Annotated in this window: 11 protein-coding genes; 4 read left to right on the plus strand and 7 right to left on the minus strand. The window is 43.4% G+C overall.

Translation table 11 applies throughout. The features are described from left to right. The first annotated feature begins 101 nt into the window (after nt 1–101). A complete protein-coding gene (bshA, locus tag Q3A68_RS05285; RefSeq protein ID WP_302900011.1) occupies nt 102–1,244 on the plus strand; it encodes an N-acetyl-alpha-D-glucosaminyl L-malate synthase BshA in 1,143 nt (380 codons plus the stop codon). A 64-nt stretch (nt 1,245–1,308) separates the two neighbouring features. On the opposite strand, the gene Q3A68_RS05290 is transcribed toward bshA, so the two are convergent. Both Q3A68_RS05290 and Q3A68_RS05295 read right to left on the minus strand, forming a co-directional pair. Then, nucleotides 1,309–2,448 (minus strand): lactonase family protein, encoded by a 1,140-nt coding sequence (locus Q3A68_RS05290; protein ID WP_302900012.1) that lies wholly within the window; start codon nt 2,446–2,448, stop codon nt 1,309–1,311. 119 nt (nt 2,449–2,567) lie between these two features. Then, nucleotides 2,568–4,022 (minus strand): pseudouridine synthase, encoded by a 1,455-nt coding sequence (locus Q3A68_RS05295; protein WP_302900013.1) that lies wholly within the window; start codon nt 4,020–4,022, stop codon nt 2,568–2,570. Nucleotides 4,023–4,259: 237 nt separating this feature from the next. On the opposite strand from Q3A68_RS05295, the gene Q3A68_RS05300 reads away from it, so the two are divergent. From Q3A68_RS05300 to Q3A68_RS05310, 3 genes are all read left to right on the plus strand, one after another. Next, entirely contained in the window at nt 4,260–5,060 is an 801-nt protein-coding gene (locus Q3A68_RS05300) for a lytic transglycosylase domain-containing protein (RefSeq protein ID WP_302900014.1), read from the plus strand. A 205-nt stretch (nt 5,061–5,265) separates the two neighbouring features. After that, complete coding sequence (uvrA, locus tag Q3A68_RS05305; RefSeq protein WP_302900015.1) at nt 5,266–8,112, plus strand: excinuclease ABC subunit UvrA; 2,847 nt, start codon at nt 5,266–5,268, stop codon at nt 8,110–8,112. Nucleotides 8,113–8,155: 43 nt separating this feature from the next. After that, nucleotides 8,156–9,661, plus strand: coding sequence for an NAD(P)H-hydrate dehydratase (locus tag Q3A68_RS05310; protein WP_302900016.1), 1,506 nt, complete (start codon nt 8,156–8,158; stop codon nt 9,659–9,661). Nucleotides 9,662–9,885: 224 nt separating this feature from the next. Here the strand turns inward: Q3A68_RS05310 and Q3A68_RS05315 are convergent, their stop codons facing one another. The 5 genes from Q3A68_RS05315 to ribH form a co-directional block, all read right to left on the minus strand. Continuing rightward, the gene (locus Q3A68_RS05315) at nt 9,886–10,716 is read right to left on the minus strand and encodes an anti-sigma factor (RefSeq protein ID WP_302900017.1); all 831 of its coding nucleotides are present in this window, start codon (nt 10,714–10,716) and stop codon (nt 9,886–9,888) included. Between the two features lie 3 nt (nt 10,717–10,719). Continuing rightward, nucleotides 10,720–11,271 (minus strand): RNA polymerase sigma factor, encoded by a 552-nt coding sequence (locus Q3A68_RS05320; protein ID WP_302900018.1) that lies wholly within the window; start codon nt 11,269–11,271, stop codon nt 10,720–10,722. A 26-nt stretch (nt 11,272–11,297) separates the two neighbouring features. Beyond that, a complete protein-coding gene (gene lipA, locus Q3A68_RS05325) occupies nt 11,298–12,176 on the minus strand; it encodes a lipoyl synthase (RefSeq protein ID WP_302900019.1) in 879 nt (292 codons plus the stop codon). A gap of 82 nt (nt 12,177–12,258) precedes the next feature. Continuing rightward, the gene (gene ytxJ, locus Q3A68_RS05330) at nt 12,259–12,588 is read right to left on the minus strand and encodes a bacillithiol system redox-active protein YtxJ (protein WP_302900020.1); all 330 of its coding nucleotides are present in this window, start codon (nt 12,586–12,588) and stop codon (nt 12,259–12,261) included. Nucleotides 12,589–12,809: 221 nt separating this feature from the next. Beyond that, nucleotides 12,810–13,304, minus strand: a complete 495-nt coding sequence (ribH, locus tag Q3A68_RS05335) for a 6,7-dimethyl-8-ribityllumazine synthase (protein WP_302900021.1) — start codon at nt 13,302–13,304, stop codon at nt 12,810–12,812.

Here is a 13,304-nt window from a genome sequence, read left to right on the forward strand (position 1 = left end):
TAAACTTGCATCAATGAAACTATTGCACGTATACCAGCGAAGCTTAAGGCGGGCAACGTGCGATAGTTTCATCACTATATAGCAAGAGAGAAACCAAATCAATGAAAATCGGAATAGTATGCTACCCCACTTTTGGCGGTAGCGGGGTTGTTGCAACCGAACTGGGCAAGGCCCTTGCAGATCATGGTCACCAGGTGCACTTTGTCACTTACAACCAGCCTGCACGACTCGATTTCTTTTCAGAGAACCTTTTTTATCACGAGGTTGCCGTATCCAAATACCCACTTTTTGAATATCCGCCATACGAACTGGCTTTAGCAAGCCGGCTGGTTGATGTAGTACGATTCGAAAAGTTAGATATCCTGCACGTGCATTATGCCATACCACATGCTTCGGCTGCGTTTATGGCTAAGCAGATATTAATGACTTATGGCATTTACATCCCGGTAGTAACCACATTGCACGGTACTGATATCACCCTTGTTGGGAAGGACAGGACTTACCAGCCAGTTGTTACCTTTTCCATCAACAAATCCGACGGTGTTACAGCAGTATCTGAGCACTTAAGAAAGGATACTTTTGAATTTTTTGAGATCGAGAATGAGATCAGGGTAATACCCAACTTTATCGACATGAAACGCTTTAGCCTTAAAGCGAAAGATCATTTTAAGAAAGCAATTGCCCCTGCGGGTGAAAAAATATTGATCCATACCTCCAACTTCCGCAAGGTGAAACGCACAACGGATGTGATCAGGATCTTCGCCAAAATAATCGAACGCATACCATCAAAACTATTAATGGTAGGTGACGGAGGTGAACGTACAGAATGCGAGCAGTTAGCCCGCGACCTTGGTGTAAGCGATAATGTACGCTTCCTGGGCAAGCAGGATGCGATTGAAGAAATCCTATCGGTATCTGATTTATTCCTGATGCCGTCACAGTCTGAAAGCTTTGGTTTGGCAGCCTTAGAGGCCATGGCCTGCAAGGTGCCTGTGGTAAGCTCCAATGCAGGTGGCTTGCCTGAACTGAATGTCGACGGTGTAACCGGCTTCCTGAAAGAAGTGGGTGACATTGACGGTATGGCAGAAAGCTCGATCTATATTTTAGAAGACGAGGATCGCCTGAAAACTTTTAAAGAAAACTCGCTCAAACGTGCCAAAGAATTCGATCTATCGATCATATTGCCTGTTTACGAAAACTATTATGCAGAGGTAATAGAGAAAAGCCGGGCACAAATTTTATAGGAGGTAAAAGGTGAAAGGCAAAAGGTCGCAGAAAACTTTTTATCTTTCACCTTTTCGTTTTAACCTATTCAGCTGAAGTAAATTTCAGACAAACAGGATTCCCAATATTTTCCAGGCGGTTGCGCGTTAGACTTAATACTCCTGTTGCCTGGTCTATTCTGAAAACTATAATACTGTCACTGTCCTGATTAGCTACCAATAGGTATTTTCCCGTTGGATCGATAGCAAAGTCACGGGGATTTTTGCCGTACGTCAGTTGACGCTGAACAAAAGTAAGTTCACCTGTTTCTTTATTGATAGCATAAACCATTAATGCGCTTGCGTCTAGGCGGTCTGATGCGTACAGGAAACGGCCGTCAGGCGAGATATGAATAGCAGCCGCACCATTTGTTCCTTTAAATCCAGCAGGGAGCATATCTACACTTTGTATTTCTTTAGGATCTCCCCCGTTGAATTTGTATACATTGATAGCACTTCCCATTTCCTGCAATAGATACAGGTATTTTTTATCAGGAGAGAACACCAAATGGCGCGGCCCTTTACCCGGTTTTACGCTAATAGACGATGGGTTAGCAGGCGACAATGGCTTTTCATCCGAGGAATGATAACGATATATGTTCAGCTTATCTGTACCCAGATCGGTAAACAACATATATTTTTCGTTTGGCGAAAAATAAGCCATGTGTACATGCGGGCCTTCCTGGCGGCTGGCATCGGGCCCCTTGCCTTCATCCTTTATATTTTGCGAAACAGGTTTTAGCGAGCCGTCTTTATTTACAGGCAGCACGGTTAGGTTGCCGCTGTTATAATTAGCTACAAATACATTCTTTCGGTCCTCATCAACTGAAATATAGCATGGGTCAATACCTTGAGACGATTGCTTATTTAAAAGCGTCAGTTTTCCCAAATTCGGTTCAAATGTAAATGAGCTCACTCCCCCGTCCTTACCGTCTTCATTTACAGCATATACAAAATGATTATCTTTTGAAACACAGAGATAACTTGGATTGCTTACGCCTTCTATCTGGTTCAGGTAAGCCAGCCTGCCCGATTCAACATAAAAACGATAAACCATTATGCCTTTGCTTTTGCCTTTGGTATAAGTGCCTATTAAAAGGTCATATGTGGATGGCGTTTTGTCCTTCTTTTGTGCATAAGTAAGCACCGGAAATAACAAGACGAGAATTAAAAGAAGTTTTTTCATTTTTAGGATGGTTATTTTGTAAAGCTAAAAGCTTAGGGCGAAAAGTCCAAAGCTTTATGTATAAACCAACCGGAAATAAAAAAATCCAGAGCTTTTTGCTTTGGACTTTCAGCTTTCGCTTATATCAAATGCTTTAATTGTATTATTTCCTTTTCATCCAAATAGCGCCAGCGGCCGCGGGGAAGATCCTTCTTGGTCAGGTTGGCATAAACTGCCCTATCCAATTTTACTACTTCATAGCCCAAATGCTCGAAAATACGGCGCACAATGCGGTTTTTACCGCTGTGTATCTGTATGCCTACTTCGCGTTTGGTAGCGCCCTGAACATAAGAAATTGCATCGGGTTTGATAAAGCCATCTTCCAGTTCCACGCCAAAAGCAATTTTGTTCAGGTCACCCTGGGTAAGGCTTTTGTTCAGTTCAGCATGATATAGCTTTACAATATTGTTTTTAGGATGCGATAGTTTATCGGCAAGGTCACCATCATTGGTCATTAACAGCAAGCCTGTGGTGTTGCGATCAAGGCGGCCAACAGGATAAATACGCTCCCTGCTTGCCTTCTCAACCAGTTGCATTACGGTGCGGCGTTCCTGCGGATCATCCGTAGTAGTGATGTAATCTTTGGGTTTATTCAAAAGTACATACACCATTTTCTCGCGTTTCAGTAATTCGCCATTATAGCGTACTGCATCTTTATTTGGGTCAATCTTATAACCCAATTCGGATACTACTTCCCCATTAACAGATATTACTCCCGCACTGATCAGTTCATCAGCCTTACGGCGTGAGCATATGCCGGCGTTTGATATATAACGATTCAGACGGATCAGACCAGATTCTTCTGCCGACTTCTTCCTTGCCCGTAACGGTTTATCTTCTGGGCTACGTTCCGTTTTGAATGCTGGTTTATTGTAAGATGAGTTAGCCGACTTACGAAATGGTTTATATCCCGTATCTTCTGAGGAACGACTGCTGAATTTCTTATCCGAGGACCTTTCGCTGCTTTTGAAACCTGGTTTACTGAAAGACTTTCTTTCAGAAGATTCACCAGCAAAGCTCCTTTTCGGTCTGTCATCAGATGATGGCTTGCCAGAGTAAGGTGTTTTTCCTCTTGACGAATAGCTTTTCTTTTCCCCGGTCTGCTCACCGCCAAAACTTCTTTTCGGTCTGTCTTCAGATGATGGCCTTCCTGAGTAAGGAGCCTTCCCCCTTGAAGAGTAACTTTTCTTTTCGCCTGTTTGGTCATCACCAAAAGCTCTTTTCGGTTTGCCTTCTGAACTTCCGCGCGAAAACGAACCGCTACCTGATGAGCGACGCGCCGGAGCATCGCCGCTTTCCGGTCTGCCCGAATAAGGTTTTCTTCTCGGCGATGAAAAACTTTTTTGCGGATCCCGCGTTTCATTTCCGTGGTCATTTTTACCAGGTCTGGCACCTGTTTTGTCGAAACGGGAATTTGATGATTTGCTGGGGCGGGAAGACCCCGTTTTTGAAGGCTTATTGTCACTTGTTTTTCGCCTGCCGGGTGATCCGTTGGATCTGTCGTCGCGACTGTTCCCTGGTCTTTTAAATACCATAATTTTTTGCTTTACGCTAGCTCTATAAGAGGGTCAAAAGTACGTTTTTTTGCCCGATTACGCAATTTTTTTGAACAGTTCAAAAAGTTGGTTTAAATCGTTTAAAGGCTCCTTTTAGGGGTTGTTTACAAGCTTTTCACACATGTGTGGAAATACAAGTATTTGATAATCTGGCTTATTGGCCTTACTTTTGCACAACATTCACTGGATGAAATTATTTATTAACCCAAAAAAGAAATGATTAAAAAAGGCTTAATTACGTGCTCCGTAATATGGGTTACTGTTGTCATTTCCGTGCTATCTGTTTACGGTAAAACCGACACCAAAAAGGTGAATAAAGACACCAAAAAGGTGGTTAAACGTAACACTGAATACAAGTTTATTTACCCTAAAAACTATCGCAGTAGCGATTTTAGTTTTGCTGAAGAATATGTTCCAGTAAACGACATGCGCGTTAATCGGAAGATGAGACATTCATTAGTCAAAACCAGCTACACCACAGTACAGTCGTATGTTTTACAGGAAGAGGCGGCAAAGATATTTCCTGTCATTGTCCCTATTCTGCAGTCATACGGTATTCCTGAAGATTTTAAATACCTCCCATTGGTTGAAGCGGGCCTTAAATCAGGCGTTTCTAAAGCGGGCGCAGCAGGCTGGTGGCAGTTTATGCCCGGCACAGCCCGTACCTATGGCCTGAAAGTGGGTGACGGAAAGGATGAAAGATACAGTGTGCGAAAATCTACCGTTGCAGCTTGCAAATACATTAAGGAACTGTACGCCGAATTTCATAGTTGGACACTGGCTGCGGCAGCCTACAATGTCGGCGAGATAAAAATGGAAAAGGCCCTCAAGGAACAAAGGCAGGCAAGGGCCAACTATTTCCGCATGCATTTTAACCCTGAAACGGGCGCATACATGTACCGGATCATCGCCATGAAACAGGTGATAGAACAACCCGAACTGTACGGTTACAAGATCAATAAACAATCATTGATCGCAAACCTGGAACCTTCAGATTTAATGGCATTTGATAACTAAGTCGTAATTATTTACGGAGCACTATAAAGGCCGGTTTGCTTAGAGCAGACCGGCTTTTTTTATGTACCTTTGCACCAACGAAAAATGACCCGCTGACATACCAGTGTCATTATTGAATTTTACGCCTTACCCTATCACAAATACTAATTAATTTAGTAAAATCATTAACTTAGCAGGCCACCTGTTTGGTCAATATAATTCATATATGATTACAAAACCTGTCGATCTGGGCGAGCAAAGTGAAGTGGAGGTGTACGGCGCCCGGGTACATAATTTAAAAAATATTGATGTCTCTTTTCCGCGCAACAAACTGGTAGTAATTACCGGGCTGAGTGGTAGTGGCAAATCCTCGTTGGCATTTGATACTATCTATGCAGAGGGTCAGCGCCGCTATATGGAGACATTTTCGGCCTACTCACGCCAGTTTATGGGTGGCATGGAACGCCCGGATGTCGACAAAGTATCGGGATTGAGCCCTGTGATTGCCATTGAGCAAAAAACCACCAGCAAAAATCCACGATCGACTGTAGGTACCATTACTGAGATATACGATTTTATGCGTTTGCTATATGCACGTGCAGGCGAGGCTTATTCGTATGTGACAGGCGAGAAAATGGAGCGTATGTCGGAAGATCAGATATTGAAGACCATTTCCGAAAAGTTCGACGGACAACCTGTAAATATTCTTGCTCCTGTAGTAAAGGGCCGTAAAGGGCATTACCGCGAGTTATTTGAGCAAATACGCAAACAAGGCTACCTAAAAGTTTGGATCGATGGCGCCATCGCTGATGTGGAGCCCAAAATGCAGGTAGACCGCTATAAGATTCACGATATCGATATTGTGGTCGATCGTTTGGTAATCAGCGATAAAGATTACAAGCGCCTGCATACTTCTATACAGTCGGCATTAAAGATCGCGAAAGGCATTATCCGTATTGCCGACAAGGATAACAACGTATTTTATTACAGCAAATACCTAATGGACCCGGTTTCGGGGATATCTTATGATGAACCCCAGCCAAATACTTTTTCATTCAACTCACCTTATGGTGCTTGCGAAAAATGTGACGGCTTAGGCTATATTTTCGAGGTAGATGAAAAGTCGGTTATCCCTAATCCAAAACTGAGCATTATGAACGGCGGTTTAGCCCCATTGGGAGAATACCGCGAGACCTGGATATTCCAGGTACTGAAAGCCTTGGCTAAGAAATATGACTTCAACTTGTCTACCCCAATGGAAAAGTTGCCAAAAGAAACGCTGGATGTTATCCTGAATGGTTCGGAGGAAATGATCACTGTAGCAGTAGAATACAACAAGTGGAACGTACAAAACTACCAGATCAGCTTTGACGGCATTGTTCGCATGTTGGAAGAGCAGCAGGAACGCCGTGGCGAGGAAGACCTGGACGATATGGAAAACTATCGCGTGCTGAAAACCTGTCCCGTTTGTGAAGGTGCACGATTGAAAAAAGAGTCGCTGCACTTCAAGATCGACCATAAGAATATTTTCGAGCTGGCCTGTATGGACATCCGCTCACTGGATGAGTGGTTCACCAATTTGGAGGACCGGCTAAACGAACGCCAGAATACGATCGCTAAAGAAATATTGAAAGAAATACGCGCACGCATTGTTTTCTTACTCGATGTGGGCCTGAGTTATCTAACGCTTGATCGCACGGCAAGAACACTCTCTGGCGGAGAGGCGCAACGCATCCGCTTGGCAACTCAGATCGGTTCGCAGCTAATGAATGTGATGTACATCCTGGACGAACCGAGCATTGGTTTACACCAGCGGGATAATGAGCGGCTGATCAATGCATTAAAAAACCTGCGCGATTTGGGTAATACCGTTCTTGTAGTGGAGCATGATAAAGATATGATCCTTGAAGCCGATCATGTGATTGATATGGGGCCTGCAGCAGGCGTACATGGCGGCGAGATCGTTGCTCAAGGCACACCTCAGCAACTAATGGCAAAGCATACTCTGACCACCTCGTACCTGAATGGTGAAAAACAGATTGAAATACCGAAAAAGAGACGTGCGGGAAATGGTAAGATATTATCACTTAAAAAAGCTACAGGGCATAATTTGAAAAAGGTGTCGGTTGAGTTCCCGTTAGGAAAATTGATCGGTATTACCGGCGTATCGGGCAGCGGTAAATCAAGTTTGATTACGGAAACCCTTTACCCTATTCTGAATCACCATTTTTTCAGGGCGAAGAAACAACCATTGCCTTATGAAGCCATTGAAGGCTTGGACAATGTTGATAAAGTAATTGAGATCGATCAAACACCGATTGGCCGTACACCGCGCTCTAACCCGGCTACTTATACTGGTGTATTCTCTGATATCCGAAACTTATATGTGCAACTGCCTGAGTCTAAGATCCGCGGATATAAACCAGGGCGCTTCTCGTTCAACGTAAAAGGCGGTCGCTGCGAAACCTGCCAGGGCGCAGGTATGAAAGTAATTGAAATGAACTTTCTACCTGATGTACAGGTGCCTTGTGAGGAATGCGGCGGCCGAAGATATAATCGCGAAACATTGGAAGTTCGTTATCGCGGAAAATCCATCAGCGATGTACTGGATATGAGCATCGAAACTGCTTGTGAGTTTTTTGAACATATCCCGTCGATCTACCGGAAAATAAAGACCCTGCATGATGTGGGTTTAGGATATATTACGCTGGGACAGGCGTCTACTACCCTATCCGGTGGCGAAGCACAACGTGTAAAACTGGCAACCGAGCTTTCTAAAAAAGATACAGGCAATACCTTTTATATACTAGATGAACCAACTACCGGTCTGCATTTCGAGGATATTAACGTGCTATTGGGCGTATTAAATCAATTGGTTGACAAAGGCAATACCGTATTGGTAATAGAGCACAACCTGGATGTGATCAAGGTAGTCGATCACGTGATCGACCTCGGTCCTGAAGGTGGCTCTGGTGGCGGTAAAATATTATTCAGCGGCACACCTGAAGGTTTGTGCAAGGTAAAAGAAAGCTTTACAGGGCAGTTTTTGAAGAAGGAAATGGGAATAAAGTAATAGTATTCGGAAACAAAAAGCATAAACGCTACCTTTATTTATTATGCTTCCTTTGCTTATTTCCTCTCAGATCCGCGAAGCGGACGCCTATACTATTGAGCACGAACCCATCGCTTCTATCGATCTGATGGAGCGTGCCGCCAAAACTTTCGTAGGTTGGTTTGTCAATCATTTTCCGGATAAGTTTCAAAGCATTGCAGTGTATTGCGGAACGGGTAACAACGGCGGCGATGGACTGGCTGTCGCGCGCATGTTAAAGGATCATAGCTATCAAAAGGTTGATGTTAAGATAGCCTTATTCTCTTCGCGGGTGTCTGATGATTTTAATACTAACCTACACCGGCTGATCCCTTCTGGTATCAATATTTTCGAGATCAAACCTGGTAAAGATCTGCCCGAGGAAAATAGTGGCATCATTGTCGATGCTTTATTAGGTACCGGGCTGAATAAGCCTCTTGAGGGCGATTATAAACGACTGGTGAACTATCTGAACAATCTAAATAAAACCGTCGTAGCAGTAGACGTACCTACAGGATTATTCAGCGAAGGACTAACCGATCCCGAAGCAACTGTTTTAAGAGCCGATTTGGTCATCACCTTTCAGCAGCCCAAGATCAACTTTTTGTTGCCCGAATCCGGCCCATATATTCATTGCTGGGAAGCTGTTAACATCGGTATCAGCGAGCATTTTATCCGGTCATTGGACTCGCCATATCAATTGGTAGAGGAAAAGGACATCCGCAAGAGACTAAAACCACGCCATCGTTTTAGCAATAAAGGCACTTACGGGCATTCACTTATCATTGCCGGCTCGGCGGAAACGATGGGAGCGGCTTTATTATGCGCATCCGCCTGCGCTTATGCCGGTTCAGGGTTAACTACCGCCTGTATACCGCAAAGTGGATTGATCGCATTGAACAGTTATCACCCCGAAATAATGGCCGTTGTTAGAATTAAAGACGAGGAGCCGGAAGTTGAATGGGAAAAATTCAGCACTGTTGCTATCGGGCCAGGTATTGGAAAAGATAAGGATACTTTAAGTTTACTAGTTAAACTACTACAAAGCTACAACAAACCTGTTGTAATGGATGCAGATGCACTTAACCTGCTTTCGGTGCATTTCGGTTTATGGCGATATATCCCTAGGGGAAGTATCATAACGCCTCATATGAAGGAATTCGACCGTTTGTTTGGTGAGCATACCAATTGGTGGCAGCGCCTGCAAACGGGTATCGATATGGCGCAGGAACATGGCATTTATATCGTTTTGAAAAATGATTATACCATTACTATTACTCCTGACGGAAAACTCTTCTTTAACTCAACAAGCAATGCAGCCATGGCAAGCGGTGGTATGGGCGATGTTTTAACCGGGGTTATTGCGGCATTACTGGCACAAAAATACTCTCCCGAAGATGCTTGCATTATAGGCAACTATATTCACGGAAAAGCGGGCGACGAACTAGCTTTACCAAACCGCATGCATGTTGTACTCCCAAGCCGGTTGATTACCCAACTGCCAGTTACTACTGCAAAGTTAATGGCATAAAAAAAGCGACCGTAGTATTGTCCAGTCGCATTTTTAATTAATATATTAACTGATCTTATAAAGAACGAATACTCTTATTTATTTTATCTAAAAGACACATGTAATACGCGTTTTGTTACAAGATCGTATAGCTAATTTTTGTTTTTTAACAATAATTAACATTTCCATGGCATATTATATACCGATTCGTTAGAATAAAACAGGTTTGTTACGAAGAGAGAATATCAGAATTTACCGATCACCATCATTTGATCCATGGTAGGACTCGCGCTACCGCCACGTGGTTCAAGTGTTACGGCAAAAGCATCGGCAGAGGCAATGGATTTCATTTGTTTCATGCCTTTGGATGTTGAATCAGCATCAAATACTCCAAGGTCGACGGGCTTATTCCCTACCAATGCCCATAACTGATACTGATGGTCTTTATCATTAGCGGGCATATTGCCATGTACCATATCAATCATCACCTTTTTCTTAGCCGGGCTCCAGGCAACCATCAACATCGATGAAGGTGATTTAGATGTCCCTTGTAATTTGAGCATTTTGAAAGAAGGATCGCGGAATACAGTTAGTTCCTTATCCATCAGGTTGGCCTGACTGGCAAAACGCTGATTTTGAGATTGCAGCGAGGCTACAAGGTTGTTAGAGTCCTGCAGTTTATTATAAACGCTTATTAAAGCAACTATGCTAATAATCAATAACGCAAGGCAAGCTGCAAATGCATATTTAAAGAAGGTGTTTGAACGTGCACGCGAGATAGGGATAATATCATCATCTTCTTCCTCGGCGGCCGTTCTTCCCGGTCCAAAAGTGCGGTCATCCCCCAAATTGACAACCAGGCTATTTAGTACCCGGCCGCGCAGGTTTTCAGATGGCTCAATGGCATTTTCTTCAGCATATAACTGCAATGAACGCTCTATCTCGTCAAGCTCAGCTTTGATGGCCGGATGCTTTTGGGCCATGGCTTCCACCTGGGCACACTCTTCCGGCGTCACATCACCCAAAACATAGAGTTCGAGTATTCCTGATTCGATATATGCCTTAATATCTTCCAATTTCTAATTAAAATATTTCCTTAACTGAGTTATAGCCATTCTTAGCCTCGTTTTTATAGTACCCAAAGGCACGCCAAGTTCATCGGCAGCCTCCACATGGGTGTAACCCTTAAAGTAAACGAGGTCAAGTATGGATTTTTGTTCAGGCTTTAACTGTTCCACTAAATCCTTAACGCCAAGGAGTTCTGGCTTATAAACCGTATTTCTCTGTTCGTCAATAAAAGTTACGTTATTTTCAAGTTCCTGGTTTTTAGTCTGATTCTTGAAATCCTTTGAGCGTATTTTGTCTATAGCCAGATTGCGTGCGATATTCACCATCCAGGTAAACAGGCGGCCTTTTTCAGTACTATAGCTTGAGAAGGAATTCCAGATTTTCACAAAAGTGTCCTGTAAAATATCTTCAGCAATGGCTTCGTCGTTAACAATGCGTACGATCACACCCAAAAGCGACGCCGAATACATATCGTATAATGCCTCAACAGCAATTTTTTCACGTTGCCGCAAAGCAAGTACAAGTTCTTCTTCGGAAATGGATATTTTTCGCTTCTTACTCAAGGATGAGTGAAGATAAAAAGTAATATTTAGATTTCAAACAGATGTTTTTCTGCATGGTAGGATGAACGCACGAGCGGTCCGCTTTCCACATATTTGAAACCCATCTCCAGGCCAATTTCCTTGTAACGGGCAAACTGATCAGGGTGTATCCAGTCGATAACCGGGTGGTGACTGCGTGTTGGTTGTAGATATTGACCTAATGTAAGAATGTGTACGCCGGCATCAAAAAGATCGTGCATGGCTTCTATTACATCTTCTTCAGTCTCGCCCAAGCCAAGCATAATACCTGATTTGGTCCGCAAGCCTGCTTTGGAGATATGCCTTAAGCACTCCAGGCTACGGTCATATTTAGCCTGTATGCGAACCTCTTTGGTTAAACGGCGAACTGTCTCCAGATTATGTGACACCACTTCCGGACGAACAGCTAGTACGCGTTCCAGGTTTTCCCAGATGCCTCTAAAATCAGGCAATAAAGTCTCTAAGGTCGTTTCAGGGCTTTCCCTGCGAATAGCATTAATGGTTTCTGCCCAGATAATAGAGCCGCCGTCTTTCAAATCATCGCGATCAACCGAAGTGATCACGCAATGTTTTACCTGCATCAGTTTTACTGAACTGGCTACGCGATTTGGCTCATCCAAATCAACGGCTAACGGCCTGCCTGTGGCAACGGCACAAAATGAGCATGATCGTGTGCAGATATTACCCAATATCATGAAAGTTGCGGTACCTGCGCCCCAGCACTCGCCCATATTAGGGCAATTGCCGCTCTCGCAAATGGTATGCAGCTTATGGGTATCCACCAAATTACGCACATGCGCATACTCTTTTCCCACAGGAAGTTTCACCCTCAGCCAATCTGGCTTGCGTTGCATTTGGTTAGCAGGGACTACCGGCAATTCAATCATAAAAACAAAGGTAAACAAAAACAGCCTAACACCCTAAACGGGCATTTGGAATATTACAGTGAGTTGATGGTGAGCTGATAGATCAGTTGAGCTCGCCGAGCGCCTCTTCGATTGAAATCGCACTGTGCGACTGGTCGAGAATGCATTCTCCGTCTTTTATGAGCAATAACTGGGGCGATTCGTGGTGCACGTGGAAATCGTGTACTATCTGGTTGGATATATCGCGGTGTTTAATAAGGTCGAGGAAGTATACCGGAAGATTATCTGGCAATTCGGAGGCATCCATTTCGATGCGTCGTTTTGCCATTAAACTGATAGAACAGCGCGTGCTGTGCTTATATATAATACAATAGCCCTGGTGGTGTTTAATCCCGTTCAGCTGTTCTGCTGACTCCAACGATATCCAATTCATAAAAAGTTAAAATATACTAACCGACAAAAATACGGTTCGTAACCCAATTAGTCTTAACCAGGGAGAAAAATGACTTTTTGATGTTATCTGCTGTGTTTTGGATAAGAAGAATAGGCCGGACACAGTTTGTTTGAGCATGATGCGATGCTACCTGCAAGTACTACGATGATGATGAAGTAAATTAATTTTTTCATGGTCTTAATATGTCTGTTAAACGAAATTTATGAATTTAAAGTTTCAGCCAAATTAGCCATTTTAATTGCAGTTACAGCTGCTTCGTCACCTTTGTTTCCGTGCTTGCCGCCTGCTCTGTCGATGGCCTGTTGCTGGTTATCAGTGGTCAATACACCAAAAATAACCGGCTTTGAATATTTTATAGCTACGTTACTTATCCCGTTAGCTACGGCATCACAAATAAAATCGAAATGCCTTGTTTCACCTTGTATCACACATCCCAGGCATATCACCGCATCTACGTGAAGATTCTTTAATAAGATATCTGCACCTGAGGTCAGTTCAAAACTACCCGGAACTGAGTAACTGAAGATATTATCCGGTAATGCGCCATTGTTAATAAGGCTTTGATAGGCCCCTTCGTATAACGCATTGGTTATCTCCGTATTCCATTCGGCAACAACTATACCAAAGCGATAATTTAAGGCCGAAGGTATTTCTGTAGAAGAAAAATCGGACAAATTTTTTAGCTGAGTAGCCAT

Origin of the sequence: Mucilaginibacter tolerans (genome assembly GCF_030519375.1) — a bacterium.
GTDB lineage: Bacteria > Bacteroidota > Bacteroidia > Sphingobacteriales > Sphingobacteriaceae > Mucilaginibacter.